The sequence below is a fragment of the Nitrincola schmidtii genome, assembly GCF_008973715.1.
Classification (GTDB): domain Bacteria; phylum Pseudomonadota; class Gammaproteobacteria; order Pseudomonadales; family Balneatricaceae; genus Nitrincola; species Nitrincola schmidtii.
Genome location: NZ_WBOL01000010.1, coordinates 102,346 through 128,885, shown reverse-complemented (window position 1 = coordinate 128,885; position 26,540 = coordinate 102,346). Strand labels below are relative to the sequence as shown.

The window sequence follows — 26,540 nt, the reverse complement described above, 5'->3', positions numbered from 1 at the left end:
GTATGCACTTTGCTTGCCCCTCCTCGGAGGGGCTTTTTTTTGTGCATGGATGCACTTACACCCTGAAGTGCATGGATGCACGTGAAGGGTGTACTTAGAAAGCTCTACAAACCCAACACCGCCGTCGCAATTCCAAAATAAACAAGAATACCTGTGGCATCGGCGATGGTCGCTACCAACGGTGCGCTGGCTGTGGCTGGATCGAGCTTTAATTTTTTCAACACGAAAGGCAAACTCATCCCTAACAGACTGCCCATCATCACCACTGAAACCATACTTAGTGCAACGATCAAAGCAATATCATAACCACCACGAAAATGACCGATAAACGCTACAGCAAAAGCCATGGTAAGCCCTAGTGCCAAGGCAATAATGATTTCTCGACCAAATAATCGCGCCCAATCAGACATCACTACATCGCCTGTACCTAGCGCACGAACCATTAATGTGGATGCCTGAGAACCCGCGTTACCCGCACTACCAATCAGCAGTGGCATAAAGAAGACTAATACTGCGTATTTCGCGATGGTATCTTCATAGATGGCAATACCGGCTGCGGTAAATATATTGGCAAAAACCAGCAGTAACAGCCAAAAAATACGCTTACGATAAAGCATAAATTTAGAGGCATCTTTAATACTGCCTTCTAAACCACTGACCGAGCCGCCTTTCAGAATATCCTCTGTCGCTTCTGCTTCAGCAACGTCCATTGCATCATCGTAAGTGACAATACCAACCAGTCGATGTTGATTATCAATCACTGGTAACGCCAGCAAGTCATAGCGACTGATTAATTTAGAGGCTTCTTCTTGGTCTTGATCCGGAAACATGGTGATCAAATCAGTTTCCATTAAATCGCTGACTAACGCGGTAGGTCGACTGACGATCAGTTCTCGTAATGAAACGGTTCCCACTAGCCTGTGAAGTTTGTCTAAAACGTAAATTTGATAGATGGTTTCGGCATCAGGGGCCGTTTTTCTGATCTTGTCTAACGCTTGAACGACCGTATCAGTGACTGGGACACTGGCATAGTCACTGGTCATAATCGCTCCGACGGTTTCCTCTTCATAGGACGCCATGCGACGCAAATCTTCACGCTCTTCCTTCGCCATCAGTTTAAGAACCGCTGTCTGACGATCCTCTTCCATCAGATTAAAGAGATCCGCACGTTCATCTGAATCCATGCAGTTCAGGAGTTGTGCCAGCCCTTCTACTGTCATCTCTTCAGAGACTTCAAATTGCGTATTGAGAGGCAAGTAACCAAAGACTTCGGCACGCTCTTCTATCTCTAGATGAGCAAGTAACTTTAGACAGACGTCAACTTCTTCATCATGGAGGAATTCTGCAAGGTCAGCGGGTTGAAACTCTACGACAAGCGCTTCAATAGCAACGCCGTCTTGCTTTTCCATAGCAATACGCAGCGCTTCGGTGAGTTCGGTGTAGTTCATCGTCAGTCTCCAAGACAGGCTCGAGGCCCATCATCGTACTGACAGAATCTTTAAATGTCAGTGAGACGGTGGGCGCGTGCTGAGCAGGTAATAATCAATGTAATGATGTTTAACAAACATCGACTGGGGTCCATGGGAATCCTCATATCAGACCATCGAGATGTGCTTAATATATTGAAAAATGGCATATTTTGTCAATAAAATCTGTGAAACTGTCATCAAAATGACTTATTTCATGGCGAACGTCGGAAATAAATTATTTCCACCCCATTCGCCAATCCTCGTCATTTTTGAGTGCTTTCCAATCAAGTGGGTATTCACGACGAGTCATCACTGCTTGCAAAATACAGTGCGTCACCTGTTCTTGCTCATCTCTTAGCAACTCAATGACGATAAAATGTTTTTCCTTGTTTTGTGGAGACACTGCCGTCCATTTACTCTGAAGCAGTTTTTCAGGATTAATGCGATTCATGGTTTGTGTTAACCTAATTGAAATGACAATGAGTCCGAAGCGAACCTAAAAGCTTATTTAGTTTCTAGCAGCTCTTGAGCTTTTTCTACACCAACATAGTCTATAAAAGCTGACGTCAGATGTGTGACCCACCCTTCATCATCTTTCTCTAGCATTAATACCTTAAGATCCAGTTCTTCAGCTAAAGCCAATCCGTCAATTCCTAGCACCATGAATGCAGTCGCCCATGCATCTGCATCAACATTATCAGGTGTTAGTACCGTGACTGACGCAACACGATGATTGATTGGCCAACCTGTTTTAGGATCAATGGTATGAGAGAACCGACGCCCGTCCTCTTCGAAGTAGTTACGATAGTCACCTGAAGAGGCAACCGACATATTTTCAACCGGGATAATATGATGAGCCACTTGAATACCGCTATGAGGTAACTCAATGCCGATTCGCCAATTCTGATCTGTTTCGCGCTGACCTATGGCTAATAAGTCACCACCTATATTGACCAGAAAGTTGTTTAATCCTTGTGATTGCAAATAACGTCCTACCTCATCAACGCCATATCCTTTTGCTACACCAGACAAATCGATGAAAAAGTCTTTAGTTCGACGTGCTTGATTTTCTTCAATGTTTAGCTCTAAACCTTGGTGCCCCGCTAATGCAAGGCGAGCTTCTAACTCCTCCTTAGCAGGAATAGAGTTAGGTCGTTGTTCGGGTCCAAAACTCCATAGATTAACTAAATTACCCACAGTGATATCAAACGAACCATCACTCTTCACGGAAATCTCTTGGCTGATCGCCAGTACTTTGATCAGTTCTGCGGAAATATCAAACCACTCTCCGACAGGGTGTCGATTCAGCTGCATCAGTTCTGATTCAGGCTTCCATGTGGACATCTGCCAGTCGACACGATCAAGCGTTTCCTTGATCCCAGCTTCTAGGGCATTTAACTCTCTTTCGTTAATGTCATCAGCGATGCTTACCATCCAAAAAGTGCCAAAAATGCTACCTTCTATGCGCTTAATGGGATCAACGGGGGTTTTATCGGAACAACCCACTAAAAAAACTAGCAACACGCTTAAGATAAAGATTCTGGGTAAAGCATTCATTAAATCTGAGCCTCTACTTTTTTAAATCGATGGTATTAACGAACTGTGGCAATCATTTAGGGGTAAACGTTTCTTGCTGCCTTAAAAAACGAGCCTCCATTTTTTTCAGCAGGTGCGCCACCGCAACAAATCCAAAGGTCGCTGTTACACAGGTTGATGCACCAAAGCCACCAGCACAGTCTAAACGGGTTGGACCGTCCGTTTCGGGTTTGCGATGGCAGGCTGTTCCATCCGGCTGAGGATAGCGTAACTGCTCGGTGGAGTAGACGCAGTCGATACCAAACTTATCGGTTTTGCTAAAACCATGATGACGTTTTAACACCGATCGTAATTTAGCAGCCAAAGGATCCTGCGAAGTTTTAGTGAGATCCGCCACTCGAATTTGTGTCGGATCTATCTGTCCACCCGCCCCGCCAATGGTGATCAACGGAATCTTTCGGCGCTTACACCACGCAATCAAAGCGGCTTTGTCGCGAACATTATCGATGGCATCAACCACATAGTTAACATCATCTAAGATCAACTCGGCTAAGTTACTCGCTTGCAGAAAAGCAGCTTTAGCATTGACCTTACAATAAGGATTAATCGACTTTATCCGCGCAGCCATCACCTCAGTTTTCATCTGCCCGATAGTTTCATCGGTCGCATGAATTTGGCGATTAATGTTACTAATACAGATGTCATCTAGATCAATTAAGGTGATTTCACCTATTCCTGTTCTAGCCAGAGCTTCTGCAACCCATGATCCAACGCCACCAATGCCGACAACGATGACATGCGCTTGACGATAGAAGTCACTGATTGCTTTGCCATAAAGTCGTTGAATACCACCAAAACGTAGTGCGGCATCTTCCTCTGCAGAGGGTACAGAGGTGTTTACATCTATCACCATCCCATCACCTGTTTTACAAAAGGAACGGTAATACGTCGATGCGCGCTTAAAGATGCATGGTCTAACTGGTCTAGCACACGCAATAAATCGGTTAAATCCCGCTTGCCATGATGCATGATGTAGCGCAACACCTCATCGCTAAGTTCAAACCCACGACTGATAGCACGCGCTTTTAGCGTTTCTATCTTTTCATCTTCCTGAATGGGCTGTACCTGAAAAACCAATCCCCATTGCAAACGTGAGGTCAAATCAGCTAAGGAGAAATTTAATCTTGCAGGCAATTCAGAAGCCGCGAGGATTAAACGTACATTCGCTGCACGTAAGCGATTGAATAGATGAAACATCGCTTCTTCCCAAACTCGATGACCAACTAAACACTCAAGATCATCGATACAGACCAAATCCATTTGCTCTAACCCTTCAAATAAGGAAGAGTCGAACTCAATGAGTTCAGCCATTGGTAGATATACCGCTTGGCGATTTAACGCATCCGCTTGATGACATACTGCTTGCAGAAGATGTGATCGCCCGCTGCCGGACGCACCCCAAAGATACACCACCGGATCTCCTTCTCCTCTGGCTGAGGATTTGAGCGATTCGCATAACAATCCATTTTCACCCAGAATAAAGTTTTCAAAGCGCGCTTCTTCACGAAGCGAAATGCCTAATGGCAACTGAACAGGTAAGTTCATTTCAGACATCACTTAGTTCCAAGTAAATTCCAATCGAGCGTCTGATATTTCACTAAAACGAGGATGTGCTTGAAGCTCTCGCTGCAATCCACTTAAAGCGCCTTCATAATCGATATTGACTCGCAAAATACCAGCGTTGAAGCTGATCATTCGGACAGCGGATTCACCAAACATTTCCCGCAACGTTTCAGTAGCATCCAAAAAATCCATCGGCATGATCAAGTTATATACAATCACTTGATAACCGGCCAAACTCGGTATAGGGGCAAGATCTAAAGGCTGGGCTTCAGCCTCATCACTAAAAGTGTCGTTAGTCACATCTTCCGTAGATGAAAGATCAGCATTTTCGGCAATAAAGGCTATGACGTCAGCAGCTTGCGCTGACCATTCGCCTTGGGTAGAGATAGTTTTACGATCACCTGATAACCAGATTAACCACTCAGTGAGTGGGCGAGCACCTTCGATAATTCGTGCAACCAGAATATGCTCGGTAGAATAACGTGCGGAAGCACTTTGAATGGTGTCTTGATCGCCCTGCCAAAGAATATCCGCATCAATAAACATTTGATCGGTCAAATCCATCAAAGGGGTTAGTAAGGTTAACGACGGCGGGAGTTGCGCACGCAACTCTCTGACAACCGGGTGAGATATAGCGGCCAGATCTCTTACGCCAGCACGCTCTTCTGCCAACCAAATTAATAGGGTATCTGCTGTCACCGAACTACTTGAAAACAATAGTAAAAAAGACAGTAAAAACTTCTTCGCACTGACTCGTGTCGTTGAGCTTCGTGTCATGGACATTATAATGTGCCTAGTTTTTTCGTGAATTTAATCGATAAAAATACGCAACAACTTTAACACACAATAGCCCAGCCACCATCAACCTGATAAACTTACGCACTGAATTTCTTCTCATCCGTGATCTAAAGGTCGGATACAACATGTCTACAGATTCTGCAAAAACCTCTCTTAGTTACAAAGATGCGGGTGTCGATATCGATGCTGGCAATGCCTTAGTCGAGCGTATCAAAGGCGTTGCCAAGCGCACTGCTCGTCCTGAAGTCCTGGGTGGCTTGGGCGGTTTTGGTGCCCTTTGCGAGATACCTGAAGGGTATCGCAAACCTGTTTTAGTTTCTGGAACCGATGGTGTAGGTACGAAGCTACGCTTGGCCATGGACTTAAAAACACATGACACGATCGGTATCGACCTTGTTGCCATGTGTGTCAATGACTTGGTGGTTGCGGGTGCAGAACCTTTACTATTTCTAGACTACTATGCAACCGGCCATTTAAATGTGGATATGGCTGCAGACGTCGTTACGGGCATAGGCAAAGGTTGTGAACTGGCTGGTGCTGCGCTGGTCGGTGGTGAAACCGCTGAAATGCCAGGCATGTACGAAGGTGATGATTACGACCTAGCAGGGTTCTGTGTGGGTGTCGTTGAAAAAGACGAAATCATTGATGGTTCCAAGGTTAAAGCAGGTAACACACTGTTAGCTCTGGCTTCCTCTGGTGCGCACTCCAACGGTTACTCTCTAATTCGAAAAATCATCGAATTTAGTAAGGCCGATTTACAGCAGCCAATGGGTGACACGACATTAGCTAAAGCGCTGTTAGAGCCAACGCGCATCTATGTTAAGCCTTTGCTTAAGCTGATCAAAACTTTACCAGTGCATGCACTATCGCACATCACTGGCGGTGGTTTGTTGGAAAACATTCCACGCGTATTGCCTGACGATGCTAAAGCGGTGCTGAACATTAACTCTTGGACATTCCCGCCAGTATTCGAATGGTTGCAAAAAGCTGGTAACGTTGAAATGAACGAGATGTATCGTACTTTCAACTGCGGCGTGGGTATGGTCATTGTGGTTCCTGAAGAACACAAAGCCGAAGCGCTTGCTTTATTAACAAGCCTAGGTGAAACCGCTTGGGAAATTGGTTCGATCGAAAGCCGTAACGGTGACGAACCACAAGTAGAAATGCGCAACGGGACTGCTGCATGAAAAAAAGGATTGTCGTACTAATCTCTGGCAGTGGCTCCAATTTTCAAGCAATTTTGGATCATTGTCAGCAGGGTAGTATTGATGGACAGATCGTTGCTGTCATCAGCAATCGAGATGATGCCTTTGGACTGAAGCGCGCTGAAATGGCTGGAATTCCCGGCCACTTCATTGATCACAAATCCTTTAAGGGTAGAGAGGATTTTGACCAAGCGTTAATACAACAGATTGACGTTTACCAACCTGACTTAGTGGTCTTGGCTGGTTTTATGCGCATTCTCAGTGCCGATTTTGTAAGACACTACACTGGAAAACTGTTCAACATTCACCCTTCTCTACTTCCACGCTACAAAGGACTTAATACTCATCAACGGGTATTAGAAGCCGGAGACTCTGAGCATGGCTGCACGGTTCATTTTGTGACAGAAGAACTGGATGGCGGCCCCTTAGCGATTCAGGCCAAAATCACGGTTCTAACGTCTGATACTATCGACTCGTTGCAAACCAAGGTTCATGCATTAGAGCATCAGATCTACCCATTAGCGGTCAGCTGGTTTTGTGCTGGTCGATTAGAACAATGCGAGGAAGGCGTTCTATTGGATGGATCGCTTCTACCTGCGTCTGGCTTTCAGCTAGAAAACTGATTTCAAGAGGGTTTGGCATCATGCGTTCTTTTTTGATTGCACTTGTTATGACCAGTATTACGACGTTGTCCCTAGCCTCTCCAGTGACCTTCGAGCCTTACCGTGCAACCTATACCAATCGTGTGGATGCCGCTATTTCATTTAGCGGTGAAGCGATCAGAGAGATGAAACGGTTGGATGACTTCACCTGGGAAATTTCCGTCGAAGCTTCAGCCATGATGGCCAACATCCGTGAATCCAGTCGAATCAAGCTGGAAGATGGCCAGATTTTACCCATTCAATATGATTACAAACGCAAGATTTTGACACGTAATCGTGAAGCTCAGTTACGTTTTGACTGGGATGCAGGACACGTGACCACAGACATAGATGACAAGCCATGGCGCATGGCTATTGAACCTGGCATTCATGACAAGCTCAGTTATCAACTGCAGATGCCTTTCGACCTTAAAGCAGGCTTAACAACACTTGAGTATGTGGTCGCTGATGGCGGCCAAAAACAGGTTTATCGTTTCCAAGTAACCGGTGAAGACGAAGTAGAAACTCCAGCGGGTACCTACACTGCAGTCCGTGTTGAGCGCGATCGTGGTGAAGGCTCAGATAGAGAGACACTGATTTGGTTTGCTCCTGAACTGGATTATCTTGTTGTTCGCCTGGAACAAGTGGAACCTAACGGCAATCGCTTTGCCCTCCTGTTAAAAAGTGTCGACTGATATCTCGACTTATTAAACCTAGGTCGCCCTTTCAACTTCCATCAATCCGCACTAGACTGAAAATAAAAACAATAAGGAGCCCATATGACCAAAGTGCTGGTTGTGGATGATGAACCTAACATCCTCTTATCACTTGAATTCTTAATGCAGCAGGCAGGCTTTGATGTCACCACTGCCGAGGATGGAGAAACCGCGCTTCAACGTATCAGCGAAATCGAGCCGAATTTAGTGCTATTGGATATCAGCTTACCGGGCATTAGTGGTTTTGATGTACTCGAACATTTGCGCAAAGATGAGCGCTTTACTCGACTTCCGGTGATTATGCTGACGGCTCATGGTCGTGAGGTTGAAAAAGAAAAAGGTATGGCACTGGGTGCCGATGACTACATCACCAAACCTTTTTCAACCCAAGCGCTGGTTCAAAAAGTTAGGAACCTTCTTCAGGAATAGGAATAAGCCATGCCTAAACGACAGTTTCTTCTTGGAATCTGGATGTTGGCAACAGGTCTTGTTACCTTTGCTGGCTTAATATTTGGTGCCCTGCTAGATGGCAAACTTAGCGACGACCCTCAGTCGCGCACAATACTGTGGATACTGGTTGCCATTTTACCCACATTACTCTTAATCGCCGGCGTGTGGTTAGAGAGAAAACTCTTTGCCCCATTGCGACACTTACAAATCCAATTCGCCCGTCTCGCTGCCAATCCTGATGCAAAAGATGACTTTCTACCAGAAGGGTGGTTAAGCAACTTAGGTCAGGATTTTTCACGTTTACGGGAAGGCTGGCGACAGGATAGAGAAAAACTCAACTCTGCCAGAGAAGCGGGAGCACAAGATGCTGCTCGCATTCGTCACGAGTTAGAAGCGGTGCTTGAGGTGTTAGAAGTACCCCTACTCTTGTGTGATCGTCATCAACGCGTACTGATGTTAAACCCGGCGGCTAAGGCGTTTTTCAGTAATCACCCTGCGTTAGGGTTAGGCAGGCATCTTGGGCAGCTTTTACCACTGCCTAACTTGGCTGAAACACTAAAAAAACTCCCCACGGATGGTAGCCCTCGACAAGTTCTATTGCATCACGAAGATCGCTGGCTGCGCTGCGATTTACGCCGTGTGAGCGCTACTCAAGGCGAAGCATTAATCACCTTAAGCGATACTACCGAAGCCCATGCAAGTCACCAACGCTGGCGTCAACCTTTAGCAAACCTGTTACCTCAGTTACGTGGACATACCGCTAGCTTAACCACTACCGCCGAAGCCTTAAGCGGAGCACCACAGCAAAGTGATATCCGCCCACGCCTAGAAAAAGCGATGCATGAAGAAAGCCAAGTGATGGGAGATTTAATTGACCAACTCTCTCGAGTGCTTGAATCGATTCAATTAGATCAAACCTGTTTAACCGATACTTGGTCAGGTGATCTCACTGCTGCTTTAACCGATATCTGTGAAAGTAGTGAGATAGATGTGGTTCCGATTGGAATCCCTGCATGGTTTCGAGCCGACAGCCCTACGTTACTAGTTATGCTGGAGGTTTTGCTGCCCGCTTTACGCCAAGCATGCAAACGCACTTCATTCGAAATAGAGTTTTGCCTTGGCAATAAACGAGTTTACTTAGATATTGTTTGGCTAGGCGTCCCTATCTCTCAACACCAGTTAGATTCGTGGCGCACTCTACCCCTAAGTGAACAACCCTTAGCACCACGCATTAGTGATGTTCTAAGCCAACATAATTCGGATTGGTGGTGTTTGCCCGATCATGATCGCGAACATTCCCGTTTACGCATCCCCTTACCAGCAACGGATCGTTATGCGGAACCCGAACGTCAGTATACTTCTAGACCTGAGTTCCACGATTTCAGTATTGCTGAACTGCCACCACCCGATGCAGAACTAGGTAATCAATTGCTCAGCCAGCTCGAAATGGTGGTTTTTGATACAGAAACGACGGGGCTTAAACTGCGTGATGGTGACCGAGTCATCAGTATTGGTGCTTGCCGAATTTTAAATGGCCGGCTACTGGCGAATGAGCACTTTGACCAATTAGTGAATCCCGAGCGAGATATACCGGCAGAAAGCACAGCGATACATGGCATTCATGAGCAAGATGTGAAGCAGTCTCCACCGATGCGTGTAGTTCTGCCGCGTTTTCGTCACTTTGTAGGTCAAGCGGTTTTAGTTGCTCACAATGCCGCTTTCGATATTCTGGCGCTGGATCTTCCGGCAAAAGATGCGGGTCTTCAATTCGACATGCCGGTACTGGATACGTTATTGCTCTCGCGGGCTATCGATCCTGACTTGGAAACTCATGGACTGGATGCTCTTTCGGATCGCTTTCAGATCACTTTTCCAGCAGGCACACGCCACACCGCATTAGGAGATGCGCGAGTTACCGCAGAGTTGTTGCTAAACCTTATCCCTCGACTTGAAGCTCGCGGAATCACAACACTACAACAGGCGCTGGATTTTCAAGCGACGGCTGAAACTGTGAGGGTGGGTTAACTATGCAAGGCCCTTCTCTGGTCAGCCGTCTTGTCTCCTTGACGCTACTGGGGTTACTGTTTTTTATCCCGCCGCTGGTTCTGCTGTTTGATAGACCAGGCAGTTACGGCTTTTCAATGCTGCCTATCTGGTTGTTCGCTAGCTGGCTTGTCCTGATTCTTCTGACCGCTTGGGTAATGGAGCGTAGTGATGAAGAATGAATTACTGGTTCTCTTTGTCGCTTTTAGTTACCTAGCATTGCTATTTTTAATTGCTGCTTGGGGTGACAAAAGAGCCGAACAAGGTCGATCGGTCATTAATTCGTCAACGGTTTATGCGCTCTCTATCGCTGTTTACTGTACCGCTTGGACTTTTTACGGCAGTGTTGGACGAGCCGCTGAAGCTGAACCTAGCTTCCTGCTGATCTACCTTGGCCCTACGATTGCGATGCTAATCGGCTGGATGTTAATTCGTAAAATGGTTCGAATTGCACGTGCTCAGCGACTTACCTCGATTGCTGACTTTATCAGTGCGCGTTATGGCAAAAGTGAAGGAATCGGTGCATTAGTCGCAGGCATTGCGGTAATTGGCATCATTCCCTATATCGCGCTGCAACTGAAAGCCATCACCGTGAGTTTTGATGTCCTCACGGGTTATCAGATGAATGGGCGCCAAAGCGGTGCTAACATCTCCTTTTTACTGGATCAGTCTTTCTGGATCTCTATCGTCCTTGCAATTTTTATTATCCTCTTTGGTACCCGACAACTGGATGCCAGTGAGCGTCACGAAGGCATGGTCACGGCTATTGCCTTCGAGTCACTAATTAAGCTACTCGCTTTTATGGCTGTCGGTATTTTTGTGGTGTTTGTTATGTATGGCGGCCCCACTGACCTCTTTGCGCAAGCGGCTGCCCATCCTGATATCGCAGGCACCTTTGGCATGGCGAATGTACCAGGCGGTGCGGCTGGATGGGTCGGCTTACTGCTGTTAGCCACACTAGCGTTCTTAACGCTTCCAAGACAATTTCAGGTATTGGTGGTAGAGAATGTTGACGAACGCCATATCAAACGTGCTTCTTGGTTATTTCCTTTATACCTGTTAGCTATCAATATTTTCGTAATTCCTGTCGCCCTCGCTGGGTTACTGCTAGGAGAAGCAGCCGGCGCACCCGATAGCTTTGTGTTGACCCTGCCCCTTTCTGCGGGATTGGAATATCTGCCATTATTAGTTTTTATTGGCGGGTTATCTGCAGCAACAAGCATGGTTATTGTTGAAACCATTGCACTATCGACCATGATCAGTAACCAACTGGTCATGCCTGTGCTCCTTCGTTGGCGCAGATTGCATTTGGATCAAACTAGCGATTTAAGTGGATGGCTACTGAGTATTCGCCGAGTCGCGATTATTCTTATTCTGTTATTAGGCTATTTGTATGTCGCCTTGATCGGTGATTCTTACTCTTTAGTCACGATTGGCTTGGTATCCTTTGCAGCGGCCGCACAATTTGCTCCAGCGCTGTTACTCGGTATGTTTTGGAGAGGCGCGACACGAACAGCTGCAGCAGCAGGGTTAATCGGTGGATTTATTATCTGGTGTCATACTCTTCTTATTCCGGGATTTGCTCAGTCCGGATGGCTTCCCTTGACATTGATTACCGAAGGTCCTTGGGGCATTGAATGGCTTCGTCCCTATCAATTATTCGGCTTAACTGGATTGGATATTCATACTCATGCACTTTTCTGGAGCATGCTTGTGAATGTGGGTTTGATTTTATTGGTGTCACAGTTCACTCGCCAAACGAACCTGGAACAAACTCAGGCGGCGTTATTTACCCAAGCGTTTAGCCAAGATCGTTTACATACCAACCTATGGCAAGGTCATACCAGTCGTGGCGAGCTAAGACAGTTGCTTACCCGTTATCTGGGACCTGTCGCGACTCAGCGATTTTTTAAAGCCTTCAATGATGCAGATAAAAACATCAAAGATGAAGCGCCAGCGTCCCCAGATATGGTTAGTAGAGCAGAAAAACAACTGGCAGGCGCGCTTGGAAGCTCTTCAGCCAGGGTATTGATTAATTCTGTTGTCCGCGGCGAAGCTCTGGATATTCAAGCAGTATTGAGCATTCTCGATACCACGTCACAAACGCTAGAATACAATCGACGCTTAGAACAGAAATCAAATGAACTCGCTCGGATCGGTAACGAACTTCGTGCAGCCAATGATCGTTTACGCGAGTTAGATAAGCTAAAAGATGAATTTGTGGCGATGGTGAGTCATGAACTTCGCACACCGCTCACCTCGATCAGAGCGTTTGCTGAGATTCTAAAAGATAACCAAGGTATCCCGATAGAAAAACAACAGCACTTTCTTGAGGTAATCGTTAGAGAAAGTGAGCGCTTGTCACGCTTGATTGAAGAAATTCTTGACCTAGCTCGACTGGAATCAGGTCGCATGACACTCAAACCTCAGCATATCGATCTTGCTGCGGCTGTTAAGCAGTCCATCGATGCGGTGACACGTCTTTATGAAGAGCGAAATGTTGAATTAACCCTACAACTGGATATTGATGTTGCCTGGGTTATCGCGGATGTAGATCGTTTACAACAAGTGCTGATTAATCTATTGGAAAATGCGCGTAAATTTGCTGCTGAAGACCAACCCAAGGTACATGTTTCTTTAACCGCACGAGGGGATCAGTATCGCGTTCGTGTTGAAGATAATGGCACAGGAATCCCTGTTGATCATCGTGATCGAGTTTTTGAGAAGTTCCATCAAGTCGAGCAAGGCAGCAAAGAACAGCCACGTGGCCGACCCAAAGGCACAGGGCTGGGATTACCTATCTGCCGAGGGATATTGACGCATCTGGGCGGAAAACTCTGGGTTGATGATCCAGAGAAACTCGGTGGCGCAAGCTTAATCATGGAGCTAGCGCAAACTGAAGCGCCAGATCAGCAAGCGAGCGAGACAATTAACGAACACTAAAATGATCTAACACCTATCAAGACACTTCTTATGCTGTGGCTGCCTGTTTTTGTAAACTGCGAATCTCTATAAGCGCCATTTTTAACTGAACCAGACGACTTTCTGACAGCTCGCGCCGATCCACCCAACCATCAGGTGTACGGTTCAATTCAACGGCTTTCATTTGCGACTCCAGTAATAGAGCCAACAATAAGGATAAGGCTTCTTCTAAGGATTCGGCCTTAGAAGCACTGAGAAGACCCATCGATTTCAGCGCTAACAGTCTTCCTCGACAATCTTGCTGTGCAATTCCCTTTCTTAAAGAAAATAACCGCAACGCCGCTTGCAGCGGAAGCAAACCTTGGCGCTTCAGATTGATTGCATGTTGATGAGGAGCTTCTTGATCATCTCCCACTAAGCGATCAAATCTATCCAAAGCAACGCGCGTCTCATCCTGTAATGCATTCATCTCATCTAGAAAAAGGCCTGCACTGGGCATCAGCTCAATCAAATATTGCCTGAACTGCTCAGCCAACACAGCATTGCCGTAAACTGGAGCAAAATCTAATAAAATATTGGATAGCTGAACCAGCTTCACCGTGCGCCGACCACTCCAGAGACGCATTTGTTCACACCACTCTTTTAAAGGTTTTCGCCACAAAGGCCAACGTGCCATCACATGACCTTTGCAGAGTGGAATGCCTGCATGGTGTAACTTATCAGTGAAACGTTCTGCCAATGACTGAAACCAAGTATCTATTTCGACGTGACGATCTTGGGGGTAGTCTTGCAATATCATGGCATTGTCTTGATCAGGCCCGAGTAGACTCTCATGACGTGCGCCTGAGCCAAGCGTCAGCACACAAAAATCACAAGGAGGATGCCCCCAACCTTGCTGAAGCATTTCATCCAGGGATTCTCTTATAGCAAAACGATAGATCCAATCATTATGATCACTGACAACCTGACTAATTCGCCATGCAGGAATATCGATCGCCTGAAGCGCGCTGACAAGCTCTGGCTGCCAACCTTTAAGAGTGGCAAGATCCTGACTTGATTGAATAGCACAGAAAGCCGTTTTTAATTCAGATAGGCAATCAGGCCAGTGAGATGTGTCCGGCAAGCTATCATTGGCAAAGAGGGTTCGCCATCCAGACTGCGTCATATTCTGATCTCTTTTTTATTATATTGACTATCAGCCTAGCTCCTTAAACTCGCTTTGTCTTTAACACTAAAGGCGATGAAAAACTGATCTAGCGCATAAAAATCGATAGAAATCAGCAAAAACTTAACTTAGGTTATGCATTACCGTTGCAATCAGGTCCTAAATCACGTGATAATCGCGTTCAATTATACTTTTTATAGACCATTGATGATCAAGGTATAGCAGGGTACAGGATGCAACTGAGGAAAACCGATTCATCAGCTCTCAGCGCTAAGGGCATTCCTACGACACATATTATCGCATTAAGTCTCGCCGTTATTGTCACTGTGACTGCGGCTTTCTGGCCTGATAGTGATACTTCTGAGACTCAAAACTCAGTAGCAAGTTCACGATCTTCATCAACAGATAACCTTGTAAATGACTCTGCAAGTCCAAGCAATCAAGCGACAACCCATATCTCTCCGAAAATACGTTATCGATCTGAAAATCAAACCGAGTATGAAGGCGACACATCAACTGTGCAGTTGACTCAATCCCTGCCAGAAAATGATCCCGACACACTCAATAATGATTATGCTGAATTTGACTACGACAATCATGTCGCATTCGACGATGAATCTCTGGCAGCAATTGAAGAAGATACAGAATTACCAGAAGTTGAATTAGAGCTCCGCCTAACCATAGACGAAGGCGACACTCTAAGCACCTTGTTTGATCAAGCTAGTGTTGGTCAGACGGTGATGTATCAGATTCTATCAGCAGACGAGCAACTTCTGGCTTTGGATATTTTAAGACCCGGTAATCTACTGACTTTCCGCAAAAATCCAGAAACTCATGATTTAGAGGAAATGGAACTCTATGTTCATATAGGTAAGCAAGTCATTTATCGTCGCGTGGATAATGAAAACTTCGAATTTGAAGAAGTGATACATGAAGGCGATTGGGAACAAGAAATTATTGCAGGTGAAATCTATGGCAGTTTTTACGTATCTGCCATACGTGCTGGTTTAACCAAAGCCGAGATCCATGAAATCAACAAGCTTTTAAGTGAACAGATTGACTTTAACCGCCAAATTCAAGCGGGCGATCGTTTCCAAGTCGTTCGTAATGCTCAGTATGTCGGTGATGAGTTCACCGGACAAACCTCGATTGAAGCGATCAGACTTCAACAGAGTCGTAAGTCTTACACCGCGTTTTTATTTGAAGATGGCAATTACTATGATAGCAACGGTGATAGCTTAACCAGAGCTTTCCGCCGCTTACCGCACAATCAAAACTTCAGAATCAGCTCTCAATATAACCCTACCCGTAGACACCCGGTTACAGGTCGTGTCGCGCCCCACAACGGTACCGATTTTGCGATGCCGACAGGCACTCCGATTGTTAGCATCGGTGATGGGGTCGTTACTCGTGTGGAAAACCACCCCTTTGCTGGTAAATATTTAGAAATTCGCCACAACAGTACCTATGCAACTCGCTACCTTCACATGCACCGCATCGATGTTCGCCGTGGTGACTCCATCAAGCGTGGTCAGCGCATCGGTCTCTCTGGTGCGACGGGTCGTGTCACAGGACCGCATTTACATTTTGAACTTCATGTTAACGGTAGACCCGTTAACCCTATGACAGCAAATCTACCCTTAGCTACTTCAGTACCTAAAGAACAGCTTGCCGAGTTCAATAAACGTGTTGACGAGCTTGTGTCAGTGATGGAAGTTGCGAGAGAAGAACAATTTGCTATGCGCAGAAATGAATCTCAACCTGGCACCTAATCAAGACGACCTGTTTGATATCATGACGTCTTTATAAATGGAGCTAGAGCTCTCCGTCATTCTTCTATTAATGCTAGCTGCCTTAGCAGCTGGCTTTATAGATTCCATCGCCGGTGGCGGCGGACTCATTACTGTTCCCGCTTTGTTAGCCACTGGCATGCCTCCTGCTCTAGCATTGGGTACCAATAAACTACAAAGTTGTTTTGGCTCTTTCACCGCGACCTTATATTTTTGGCGCCAAGGCCTCATCAAAATTCGCGAATTATGGCCCCATATCATCTGTACTTTTTGTGGTAGCGCGGTAGGTACTTTGCTGGTTCAGCATATTGACCCCACCCTACTCAGTAAACTACTCCCATTTCTTCTCATTGGCTTTTCATTGTATTTCCTTTTTTCTCCTCGTATCAGTAACGATGATAGTGAGCAGCGCCTTTCACCCCTCTTGTTTGCTTTTGTTATAGGCACTAGCGTCGGTTTCTATGATGGATTCTTTGGTCCAGGAACCGGCTCTTTCTTTGCAATAGCCTTTGTTGCTCTTGCTGGTTTTGGCCTTGCCAAAGCAACTGCGCATACGAAACTGTTAAATTTTACCTCTAATATTGCCTCCTTACTGTTTTTTGCGCTCGGCGGTCATGTACTATGGTCAGTGGGCTTGGCGATGGCAGTGGGTCAATATTTAGGGGCTCGGGTTGGATCAAGAATGGTTGTCAGTCATGGTGTTAAATTGATCCGTCCGTTATTAGTAGGGATCTCTCTGATCATTAGCCTAAGGCTTATCTGGCAGCATTATATGTAATAATAGCGCTGCTATCTGGCCATTTATTTACAACAAAGGATGCGTCATGAATCGATTTCTTTTCAGGTCTGTTTTTTTCAGCATAATATCTACCACCGCGATGATTTTAGCTTCTCATGCAGTGGCTCAAAATAGCAGTGAATTTAGCCTTTTAGCGACGCCAGAAGTCCTTAACTCTGAAGAAGGTGAAGTTCTACAGGTCTTTTTACCACCTTCATGGCACACCGTTCACAAAGAGTGGTTGGATAATCGTGGCGTTAAAGAGGTCGTTCCTGCTGATCAAACCATTATTAACTGGCGAGAAATGTTGGCTTTTCAGGTAATTGATAAAGTCAGAATGCCACCCAATGCTTACCTTGACCAATTAAAGCAAGCGCTAAGCCAAAGCTGTGAATTTAGTCATTTTCGGACACTTTCAGGTTCTGTAAACTCGCATTACAGTGAAGCGGTGCAAATTAGCTGGTGTGGTCAAGTCGCCGGAGCGCAGTGGGGAGAAATCGTGTTAACGCGCATTATCTCAGGAGAAAACACCCTCTATAGCCTGAATAAATCTTGGCGAACTATCCCCTTTCGCTCGGTTGAAGCCATCGGTTTACCCGAGGATGAGATCCAGTTTTGGCTAAACCAGGTTAACCGTAGTCGCTTATGTGATACCCGTCGAAACGATTGCTGATCAATCAAGCTTCTGAATTTTTAAAGAAAAATGCTAGAATATAGAATAATCTATTGATCGAAATCAGGGAGACAGCCTTTGATGTGGCATACGGTTCGGCACTTTTTATATTCGCTTCTAGCATCCGTGCTCATTCTGCTATCGTCTAGCGCTCATGCTCAGCTGAATCTCATACAGTATTTTAAAGACGAAGAAGGCAGCACTAATTGGCAGTATGTCGCTAATTTTTCTAGTGGCGTTCTTATCATCACCCTGTCGATTGTCGCCATCTTTTTACTCCTCACCTGGCGCAGAGCTTATCATGCCAACCGAGAACTCACTGACATTCGTAACGAATTAGAAAATCGCGTAGAACAGCGCACGGCTGAACTTAAAGCGTCAGAGTCTTACGTTGCCAATATTCTTCGCTCGCTTCCAATCATGCTGGTGGGATTAAATAAGCAATGCCAAATTACTCATTGGAATCGCCAAGCTGAGGAGATTGCAGGGGTATCAACACAAGATGCGCTAGGTAAAGACTTATGGCAAATCTACCCCACTATCAGTATTACGCCGGCACAAATAGAGCAGTCGATTAAGCAACAAGAACCTATTCACATCAAACAAAGCCAGAGTGGCCTTTACTACTTCAACATTATCATCTATCCACTCCAAGAGCTGGAAAATGGTGGAGCGGTTTTGCTAATCGATGATGTTACTCAGAAGATACTCGCTGAAAATATGCTGGTGCATAATGACAAGATGGCGTCGATGGGTGAGTTAGCAGCTACCATGGCTCATGACATTAACGCACCGCTGCAGGGCATTCTCTTCGATCTGAGTAGTTTCCAACGCTTGCTATCGAATGGACGCTTGATGCAGCAAGATAGCGAATGCGGCAAAGAGGTGGAGCGTTTGAACCACCTGTTAGAAGATGCCTCCGAGAAAGGCCGCAATGTTACCGCCATCATCAACAACCTATTGAACTTTTCTCGTCAACGTACCGATAAAAAAATTCTTGTTGATGTGGCTGAACTGATGGAACATGCGCTTGAACTGGCTGGTGACGTGCTTATCTCAGCAAACAACATCAGATTTAGCGACTTTGAGATCGAAAAACATTACGCCGATCAGTTGCCAAAACTAAGCTGCTATAACATTGAACTACAGCAAGCTTTCTTAAGTCTATTTAGGCATTGTTTTGATGCATTAATGGAGCAAGCTGACAGTGTTACACCCAAAATTAAAATAGATATTAGCGAATCCTATGGCAGTCTATGGGTTCGTATTAACCATAATGGCAAGCCATTAAACGAAGAAGAACAAATGTCATTGTTTGAGCCATTTTTTAGCTCTGACATCACTTCATCGGAAACGAGTGATGCAGGCAAGCGCCTATCATTTGCTTATTTTATTATTACTGATCAGCATCAAGGTCACATGGCAGTGACATCTGATGCCAGCTCAGGGACAACCTTCCACATGCAATTAGGCTTAAATAGTGACACGAATCCTCTTGGATCATAACAGGTAGAACTTACATGGATCATCCTTTACTGAACATCCGCAACCTTTCTGTGGCATTTACTGGTAAAACAGTTGTAGAGGATATCGATCTTCAGGTGGGATCGGGAGAATGTGTTGCCTTGGTGGGTGAATCCGGTTCAGGAAAGTCCGTAACGGCTCTTTCCGTGCTGGGTTTACTTCCCTACCCTTTGGCCAGCCATCCCTCCGGAGAAATATTCTTCAATGATGTTGATCTACTGAAACTCAAAGAACCTCAACTACGTGCGATACGCGGCAATCGCATTAGTATGATTTTCCAGGAGCCTATGACATCGCTGAATCCATTACATACAGTGGAGAAGCAAATTGGTGAAAGTCTGCAATTACATGCCGCCATGAGCCGACAAAAAGCACGTGGCCGGATTTTAGAGCTATTAGACTTGGTAGGCATACCTGAACCAGAAAAACGTCTAAGGCAGTATCCGCACGAGCTATCTGGAGGTTTACGGCAACGCGTGATGATCGCAATGGCTCTAGCGAACGAACCAGAGCTACTGATCGCTGATGAGCCAACCACCGCACTGGATGTCACGATTCAGCAACAAATACTGGAACTGTTAAAGAGCTTACAACAAAAGCTCAATATGTCAGTACTGCTGATCACTCATGATCTGAATATCGTCCGACGCTTTGCTGATCGCGTCTATGTGATGAATCAAGGCCATTTAGTGGAAACGGCGTCTACAGCAGACCTGTTTGCTCAGCCTAAAGAAACCTACACACAGATACTGCTGGCAGCGGAACCGGATGGAAAGCCAGCAACCATCCCTGTGGATAGCCAAGTGATTCTTAAAACAGATGCCCTTAAAGTCTGGTTTCCAATACAAAGTGGCTTATTTAAGCGGGTTAAGGATCACCACAAAGCAGTCAATGATATTAATTTGACCTTAAAGCGTGGTGAAACACTGGGCGTTGTCGGTGAGTCAGGTTCAGGTAAGACTACGCTAGCCCTTGCGATTCTTAGATTAACTAAATCTGTTGGTCAAATTCATTTCGCAGGCCAGGATCTGAACCAAATACCACAAAAGGCAGTGAAACCTCTGCGTAAGCAGATGCAAATCGTCTTTCAAGACCCTTTTGGCAGCCTCAGCCCTAGAATGCTGGTTGGCGAATCCATTGCAGAAGGGCTGGAAGTTCATGGTGTTACCAATGCCGCAGAGATTGAAAAGCGTGTGATTCAAGCATTAGAAGATGTCGGTTTACCGGCTGATATCAGAAACCGCTATCCACATGAGTTTTCAGGCGGTCAACGTCAACGGATTGCGATCGCTAGAGCCTTAGTATTACGACCTGAATTGATCGTATTGGATGAGCCTACATCAGCGCTAGACCGAACCGTTCAAAAACAAATTATTGAGCTATTACGCGACTTACAAGCTCGCTACCAGCTGAGTTATTTGTTTATTAGCCATGATTTAGCCGTGGTTCGAGCCTTAAGCCATCAGCTTTTGGTGATGAAGTCAGGAGTGGCTGTTGAGCAGGGTGATGCGAGTGATGTTTTTAACCATCCTCAACACCCTTACACTCAACAACTGTTAAAAGCAGCGTTTGGTGACACTGCGCGTCCTTGCGCATAACTAGCTTAGTTACGTTTAATCGTTGCTTGAGCGCGTAAGCTGTCGACACGATTTTGATATTCTTGCTGTCCTAACGTCGCACCCAGAATCGACATCATAAGCGCCATCTCATCTTCATTCAACTGATTGTCTTTGTGCTGAACTGCATCTAAGCGAAGTAGCGCAAAACTCCCGTCACGCAACTGCAGCAGGTCGAATCGAGGCGTTTCGTTTGCTGACATCGCAAACAAACGGTTGCGTATCTCAGAAGGCACTCTAGAGTCAGCTCTTCCTGCTTCAACCACTTCACTCCACGCCAGATCATCATTTAGATTCTCTAAAGCTTCACCCTGTTGCAAAGCAGCGAGCCACTCAGAGGTTTTTTGCTGCAGCGTTTCTGTTGCTTTAGCCGTAATCAATTCCAGTTCGAGTTCATCACGCACTTCTTCAAAGGCCAACTGACGGCTTGGAAGATGTTCGTTAACACGCACTACTACTGTTCTTTCACGATCTAACTCGATTGGTAAGCTATTTAAACGCTCACGTAATAAGTCACTACTGAAAGCAGCTTCAACTACACGAGAGTTTCTTCCTAAGAAGTCACTGCCACCCTCACGACTGATCGGTTGTGAACGCTCGATAATCAGGTCTAGCTCTTCAGCAGGAACAATCAAATCTGCAGCAGAGAAAGATAGATCCGCCAAGCGCTCCATCTGCTCCACGTAGCGCATTTCTGCATCACGCTCTGCTATCTCTAGGCGAAGATCAAAAGCAGCCTGCTCAAAGCTTGGACGCTCAGTTTGACGTATCTCATCTAGTCGAATGATATGATAACCAAACTGGGTTTCAACGGGATGACTGATATCACCCGGTGATGACATCTCAAACAACGCATCAGCGAATTCATCTACCAGCGAATCACGAGTCAACAAACCTAATGATCCACCTTGTGAAGCAGAACCCAGATCATCAGAGAATCGCCCTGCTAGCTCAGCAAAATCAGCTCCGTCTTGTAGCTCAAGAAAGATCTCTTGTGCTAGAGCTAAAGCGGCTAACGCGTCACGCTGTCCATCCACTTCAATCAGGATATGGGAGACCGCACGTTGTTCTTGAGAAACAAACTCAGCCATCATCTGTTCGTAAATTTCACGAACTTCATCATCACTGACGATCGAGGGGTCAACAAAATCGCTTCGATCCAATAGCACGTAATCTAAAACCACCTGTTCAGGGGTTTGTAAGCTGGAAGTACGCTGATCATATAGAGCTTGTATTTCAGCTTCGCTAACTTCCGTTTCATTTAAAATCGTTAGCAATGGAATTCTGACCCAAGCAACATCTCGGGTTTGTTGATCAAGGCGGACAATGCGATCAACTTCATCTCTCGTAGTAAATGAAGACAACAAGAATGCTGCTCTTTCTTGATCCATGAGGGTTTCTTTACGCAGCAGATCACGATACATCAATGGCGTAAAGCCTGCGTTACGCAGAACCATCTCAAATTGATTACGATCAAAACGACCATCTATCTGAAATTCTGGCGTCGATACGATCAACTGATCAATCATCTCTTCTGAAAGAAATAGCCCCTGATTCTCGGCCGATTGAACTAATAATGCTTGTTCAATAAGGCTTTCCAATACCCCACGCTGAAGTAGATTATCATCGAGCAATGTTGGATCTGCATCCGGTCCCATTTGCATCAAAATTTGACGACGTTGCAGGTCGACGCCTCGCATTAAATCAATAACGGCAATATCTTCGCCGTTGACCTCTGCTGCTGGTTTTTCTTTTGATCCTAGACCGACCAACGATTCTAGACCAAACAGCGCAAACGTGACCGCAATAAGACCTACGATGACCTTGGCGATAATGCCTTTTGAGTTGTCCCTGATGGCTTGAAGCATTGTTTACAATTACCTTATGTTTTCATAAAAAAAAGCGCACTCATCGGAATGCGCTTTCTTAGACCAGAAAGGTCAGATTACTTATTTACCGCATCTTTAAGCGCTTTGCCCGGCTTGAACGTAGGCAGAGTAGCCGCAGCAATTTCGATAGGCTTGCCAGTTTGTGGATTACGGCCTGTACGAGCTGCACGCTCTTTCACAGAGAAAGTACCAAAACCAACTAGCGCAACCGATTCGTTGTTCTGTAGAGCTTTAGTCACTGCTTCGAGCGTCGCATCCAATGCACGGCCTGCAGCTGCTTTTGGTAGATCAGCAGAAGCTGCAATCGCATCGATCAATTCTGACTTATTCACATTGTTCCCCTTAATGCATCGTTATTTTGTTCTGTTCGCGTGGCATGCCCAGTCACACTTCAGGCCACTTTATACCAACACTCAGATTGCGGTGTCAACTGAAAAGCCCCTTTTTATGGGGGCTACAGCGATTAATGAGTACTTAATTGCCCTGGCTCAACTTTTACGCCTGAGCTTTCTTTAGCAACAATTTCAGCCTCTTTGTCGTCAAGAGGTTCAGGTACTCTGGTTAAAGCAACCTCCAAAACCTCATCAATCCATTTTACCGCGATTATATCTAGGTCTGCCTTAATATTTTCAGGTATTTCTTTTAAATCGCGTTTATTTTCATCGGGAATGATAACGGTTTTGATTCCACCGCGATGTGCAGCCAACAATTTCTCTTTCAAACCACCAATCGGAAGTACCTGACCGCGCAGGGTAATTTCACCTGTCATGGCCACATCCGAACGCACAGGAATACCTGTGAGTGCAGAGACTAACGCAGTACACATACCGATACCTGCACTGGGACCATCTTTTGGCGTAGCGCCTTCGGGTACATGAATGTGGATATCTTGCTTCTCATGAAAATCAGGACGAATACCCAAAGGCAAAGAGCGATTTCTAACCACGGTCAATGCGGCCTGAATCGACTCTTTCATTACATCACCCAACGAACCGGTATTAATTTGTCGACCTTTACCGGGAACGATAGCCGCTTCAATACTGAGAATTTCTCCACCTACTTGAGTCCATGCCAATCCAGTCACGTGACCAATTAGATCTTCTTCTTCCGCTTTTCCATAGCTGTGCTTGTGCACACCGGAGTAATGCTCAAGATTTTCAGACGTTACCGCTTGTAAATCTGCAGTCATTTTTCCTAAGGCTGATTCTCGAACCGCTTTACGACAGATTTTGGCTATTTCTCTCTCTAAGCCACGCACACCAGCTTCACGAGTGTAGTAACGGATCAGGTCTAATATGGCTTCGTCGGTAAAGGTTAGCTCTTTGTCTTTTAAGCCACTCTGTTTCATCTGCTTAGTAATCAGATATTTTTTCGCTATATTGAGCTTTTCGTCTTCGGTATATCCTGGAATACGAATAATTTCCATACGATCCAGCAGTGGACCAGGAATATTCATTGAGTTAGAGGTACAGACGAACAACACATCTGACAAGTCCATATCTACTTCTAGATAATGATCATTGAAGGTGCTGTTTTGTTCTGGATCTAACACTTCTAGCAATGCTGAGGAGGGATCACCGCGATGATCCATACCCATCTTATCGATTTCATCAAGTAAGAAAAGTGGATTTTTAACGCCAGCCTTAGTGATTTTCTGCACCAATTTACCGGGCATTGAACCGATATAGGTACGTCGATGACCACGAATTTCAGCTTCATCACGCACACCGCCTAACGCCATCCGCACATACTCTCGGTTGGTCGCTCGAGCGATTGACTTACCTAGTGAAGTCTTACCCACACCAGGAGGTCCAACCAAGCAAAGGATAGGCCCTTTCAGCTTACGTACACGCTTTTGAACAGCGAGATATTCAATGATGCGTTCTTTAACTTCTTCTAAGCCGAAATGATCTTCATCAAGAATACTTTGAGCACGCTGCATATCTAAACGGACTTTCGAACGCTTCTTCCATGGCACTTGAAGCATCCAATCAATATAACCACGGACTACGGTTGCTTCGGCGCTCATGGGCGACATCATGGTCAATTTTTTATGCTCAGCGAGCGTCTTTTTCAGTGCATCTTCTGGCATTTCTGCAGCTTCAATTCGACGACGTAACTCGTCCATATCATTGCCACCGCTTTCATCCATATCGCCCAGCTCTTTCTGAATCGCTTTCATTTGCTCGTTCAGATAATACTCACGCTGACTTTTTTCCATCTGTTTTTTCACGCGGCCACGGATACGCTTCTCAACTTCAACCAAGTCGATTTCAGTTTCCATTTTGGCCATCAGATATTCAAGGCGATCACGACTACTCGGCATCTCGAGAACTTTCTGTTTATCCTCAAGTTTCAATGACATATGCGCTGCAAGGGTATCAGCTAAACGACCAATATCATCAATGTTTTGCAGTGAATTTAGCACTTCAGTTGGTATTTTCTTATTGATCTGAATAAAGCGTTCAAACTGATCTAGCGCTGTATGTTTGTAAATTTCACTTTCAGCTTCGGTTGCCTCTTCTGTCGCCATGACTTCCAAACTTGCATTGAAGCTTTCTCCTGTGTCGGTGAGACAGGCAATGCGAGCACGATACTCACCTTCAACCAGCACCTTCACGGTACCATCAGGTAACTTCAGCATTTGAAGAATGGTTGCAACGGTACCTACATGGAAAAGGTCAGACGCAACAGGCTCATCCTCAGATGCACTTTTTTGCGCGACAAGGAGTATTTGCTTGTCATGTGCTAAGGCATTATCTAACGCACGAATCGACTTAGCGCGACCAACAAATAAAGGAATAACCATATGCGGATAAACCACGACATCACGAAGTGGCAATACTGGAAGCTCAATATCAACACGGCCTTTCACGTTGCTATCATCTTTTGCTTCGTAATGATCCATAATTCTGTGCCTCTGTGCTGCGTATCAGCCCGGTTTGGACTGAGCTCTTTTGAAAATATCAGTTTGATAGTATCAGTCAATGGGGACAGGATGGTAAATTGCAAGCCGCTTCCTGTTTTACACATTCATACGGCTTGAAACTAACTTTGGTGCGTAAAAATTACGTCTAGCACACTTTACTTGTAGTAAGCGTTGGCGGTATTGGTGTGATCTGTGACATCTTTAACGGCAACAAGCCCTGGAACTCTCTCGATCAAGGTTTTTTCAACGCCATCTTTAAGTGTTAAATCTACTGCACTACATCCTTGGCAACCGCCACCGAACTTAAGAATAGCGGTATGTCCGGTATCCTCTTCAATCAACTCAATCAGTTTAACTTCTCCACCATGGGCAGCCAGACCTGGGTTGATATCGGAATAAAGAATATAGTTAATTTGATCTTGCATAGGACTATCTGCAGTCACTTTCGGCATTTTAGCATTAGGTGCCTTGATGGTTAGCTGACCACCCATGCGATCCTCTGCAAAATCAACTACAGCTTCCTCTAAGTAAGGAATACTGTTTTTTTCCAAATAAAAACGCAGTTTAACGGTTTCCATGACTTCGTCTGCTTCGTTTACTTCGTCTGGACGGCAGTAGGCCAAGCAGGTTTCAGCGTAAGGCGTACCGGGTTGAGTGACAAACAGCCTAACTGCCATACCCTCAACATTTTGTTTTTCTAGCAAGCTGGCTAAATAATCTTGGGCGCCATCTGTTACTGTAATGATCATCTTTTTTACTCACAACCGTCATAG

At 45.5% G+C, this 26,540-nt stretch carries 23 protein-coding genes; 12 read left to right on the top strand and 11 right to left on the bottom strand.

Annotated features, from left to right (window positions below; translation table 11 throughout):
- Positions 1–104: 104 nt before the first annotated feature.
- The 6 genes from mgtE to F7R24_RS10280 all read right to left on the bottom strand — a co-directional run bounded on the left by mgtE (position 105) and on the right by F7R24_RS10280 (position 5,411).
- Positions 105–1,448, bottom strand: coding sequence for a magnesium transporter (gene mgtE, locus F7R24_RS10305; protein WP_151671176.1), 1,344 nt, complete (start codon positions 1,446–1,448; stop codon positions 105–107).
- Between the two features lie 256 nt (positions 1,449–1,704).
- A complete protein-coding gene (locus F7R24_RS10300; RefSeq protein ID WP_151671175.1) occupies positions 1,705–1,920 on the bottom strand; it encodes a TIGR02450 family Trp-rich protein in 216 nt (71 codons plus the stop codon).
- Between the two features lie 53 nt (positions 1,921–1,973).
- Positions 1,974–3,026 (bottom strand): FAD:protein FMN transferase, encoded by a 1,053-nt coding sequence (locus tag F7R24_RS10295; protein WP_151671174.1) that lies wholly within the window; start codon positions 3,024–3,026, stop codon positions 1,974–1,976.
- A gap of 52 nt (positions 3,027–3,078) precedes the next feature.
- Positions 3,079–3,918 (bottom strand): tRNA cyclic N6-threonylcarbamoyladenosine(37) synthase TcdA, encoded by an 840-nt coding sequence (tcdA, locus tag F7R24_RS10290; RefSeq protein WP_151671173.1) that lies wholly within the window; start codon positions 3,916–3,918, stop codon positions 3,079–3,081.
- Positions 3,912–4,619 carry a DnaA regulatory inactivator Hda gene (gene hda, locus F7R24_RS10285; protein ID WP_240776079.1) on the bottom strand — a complete coding sequence of 236 codons (708 nt, stop codon included), beginning with the start codon at positions 4,617–4,619 and terminating at the stop codon, positions 3,912–3,914. The genes tcdA and hda overlap by 7 nt, the downstream gene beginning before the upstream one ends.
- A gap of 3 nt (positions 4,620–4,622) precedes the next feature.
- Positions 4,623–5,411, bottom strand: coding sequence for a DUF2066 domain-containing protein (locus F7R24_RS10280; RefSeq protein ID WP_151671172.1), 789 nt, complete (start codon positions 5,409–5,411; stop codon positions 4,623–4,625).
- Positions 5,412–5,551: 140 nt separating this feature from the next.
- On the opposite strand from F7R24_RS10280, the gene purM reads away from it, so the two are divergent.
- From purM to F7R24_RS10245, 7 genes are all read left to right on the top strand, one after another.
- Positions 5,552–6,613 carry a phosphoribosylformylglycinamidine cyclo-ligase gene (purM, locus tag F7R24_RS10275; RefSeq protein ID WP_151671171.1) on the top strand — a complete coding sequence of 354 codons (1,062 nt, stop codon included), beginning with the start codon at positions 5,552–5,554 and terminating at the stop codon, positions 6,611–6,613.
- On the top strand, positions 6,610–7,254 hold the full coding sequence (gene purN / locus F7R24_RS10270; RefSeq protein ID WP_151671170.1) for a phosphoribosylglycinamide formyltransferase: 645 nt from the start codon (positions 6,610–6,612) through the stop codon (positions 7,252–7,254). Before purM ends, purN begins: the two co-directional genes overlap by 4 nt.
- Positions 7,255–7,274: 20 nt before the next feature.
- Entirely contained in the window at positions 7,275–7,967 is a 693-nt protein-coding gene (locus F7R24_RS10265) for a DUF3108 domain-containing protein (RefSeq protein ID WP_168926814.1), read from the top strand.
- A gap of 84 nt (positions 7,968–8,051) precedes the next feature.
- The gene (locus tag F7R24_RS10260; protein ID WP_151671168.1) at positions 8,052–8,417 is read left to right on the top strand and encodes a response regulator transcription factor; all 366 of its coding nucleotides are present in this window, start codon (positions 8,052–8,054) and stop codon (positions 8,415–8,417) included.
- A 9-nt stretch (positions 8,418–8,426) separates the two neighbouring features.
- On the top strand, positions 8,427–10,463 hold the full coding sequence (locus F7R24_RS10255; RefSeq protein ID WP_151671167.1) for a 3'-5' exonuclease: 2,037 nt from the start codon (positions 8,427–8,429) through the stop codon (positions 10,461–10,463).
- A gap of 2 nt (positions 10,464–10,465) precedes the next feature.
- On the top strand, positions 10,466–10,663 hold the full coding sequence (locus tag F7R24_RS10250; RefSeq protein ID WP_151671166.1) for a hypothetical protein: 198 nt from the start codon (positions 10,466–10,468) through the stop codon (positions 10,661–10,663).
- Entirely contained in the window at positions 10,653–13,424 is a 2,772-nt protein-coding gene (locus F7R24_RS10245; protein WP_151671165.1) for a sensor histidine kinase, read from the top strand. The genes F7R24_RS10250 and F7R24_RS10245 overlap by 11 nt, the downstream gene beginning before the upstream one ends.
- A gap of 28 nt (positions 13,425–13,452) precedes the next feature.
- Here the strand turns inward: F7R24_RS10245 and F7R24_RS10240 are convergent, their stop codons facing one another.
- A complete protein-coding gene (locus F7R24_RS10240) occupies positions 13,453–14,568 on the bottom strand; it encodes a DUF294 nucleotidyltransferase-like domain-containing protein (protein WP_151671164.1) in 1,116 nt (371 codons plus the stop codon).
- A 233-nt stretch (positions 14,569–14,801) separates the two neighbouring features.
- Here F7R24_RS10240 and F7R24_RS10235 point away from each other — a divergent pair, with 233 nt between their 5' ends.
- The 5 genes from F7R24_RS10235 to F7R24_RS10215 all read left to right on the top strand — a co-directional run bounded on the left by F7R24_RS10235 (position 14,802) and on the right by F7R24_RS10215 (position 20,931).
- Positions 14,802–16,340, top strand: coding sequence for a peptidoglycan DD-metalloendopeptidase family protein (locus F7R24_RS10235; RefSeq protein WP_151671163.1), 1,539 nt, complete (start codon positions 14,802–14,804; stop codon positions 16,338–16,340).
- Positions 16,341–16,377: 37 nt separating this feature from the next.
- Positions 16,378–17,136 carry a TSUP family transporter gene (locus F7R24_RS10230; RefSeq protein ID WP_151671162.1) on the top strand — a complete coding sequence of 253 codons (759 nt, stop codon included), beginning with the start codon at positions 16,378–16,380 and terminating at the stop codon, positions 17,134–17,136.
- A gap of 46 nt (positions 17,137–17,182) precedes the next feature.
- The gene (locus tag F7R24_RS10225; protein ID WP_151671161.1) at positions 17,183–17,809 is read left to right on the top strand and encodes a hypothetical protein; all 627 of its coding nucleotides are present in this window, start codon (positions 17,183–17,185) and stop codon (positions 17,807–17,809) included.
- A gap of 81 nt (positions 17,810–17,890) precedes the next feature.
- On the top strand, positions 17,891–19,315 hold the full coding sequence (locus tag F7R24_RS10220; RefSeq protein ID WP_151671193.1) for a two-component system sensor histidine kinase NtrB: 1,425 nt from the start codon (positions 17,891–17,893) through the stop codon (positions 19,313–19,315).
- Positions 19,316–19,329: 14 nt separating this feature from the next.
- The gene (locus tag F7R24_RS10215; RefSeq protein ID WP_151671160.1) at positions 19,330–20,931 is read left to right on the top strand and encodes an ABC transporter ATP-binding protein; all 1,602 of its coding nucleotides are present in this window, start codon (positions 19,330–19,332) and stop codon (positions 20,929–20,931) included.
- Between the two features lie 5 nt (positions 20,932–20,936).
- Here the strand turns inward: F7R24_RS10215 and F7R24_RS10210 are convergent, their stop codons facing one another.
- The 4 genes from F7R24_RS10210 to nfuA all read right to left on the bottom strand — a co-directional run bounded on the left by F7R24_RS10210 (position 20,937) and on the right by nfuA (position 26,516).
- On the bottom strand, positions 20,937–22,817 hold the full coding sequence (locus F7R24_RS10210) for a SurA N-terminal domain-containing protein (RefSeq protein WP_151671159.1): 1,881 nt from the start codon (positions 22,815–22,817) through the stop codon (positions 20,937–20,939).
- Positions 22,818–22,894: 77 nt separating this feature from the next.
- Positions 22,895–23,185: an HU family DNA-binding protein gene (locus F7R24_RS10205; RefSeq protein ID WP_338087107.1), complete on the bottom strand. Its 291-nt coding sequence runs from the start codon at positions 23,183–23,185 to the stop codon at positions 22,895–22,897.
- Between the two features lie 116 nt (positions 23,186–23,301).
- Positions 23,302–25,746 (bottom strand): endopeptidase La, encoded by a 2,445-nt coding sequence (gene lon / locus F7R24_RS10200; protein WP_151671157.1) that lies wholly within the window; start codon positions 25,744–25,746, stop codon positions 23,302–23,304.
- A gap of 176 nt (positions 25,747–25,922) precedes the next feature.
- A complete protein-coding gene (gene nfuA, locus F7R24_RS10195) occupies positions 25,923–26,516 on the bottom strand; it encodes a Fe-S biogenesis protein NfuA (RefSeq protein WP_151671156.1) in 594 nt (197 codons plus the stop codon).
- Positions 26,517–26,540: the final 24 nt, after the last annotated feature.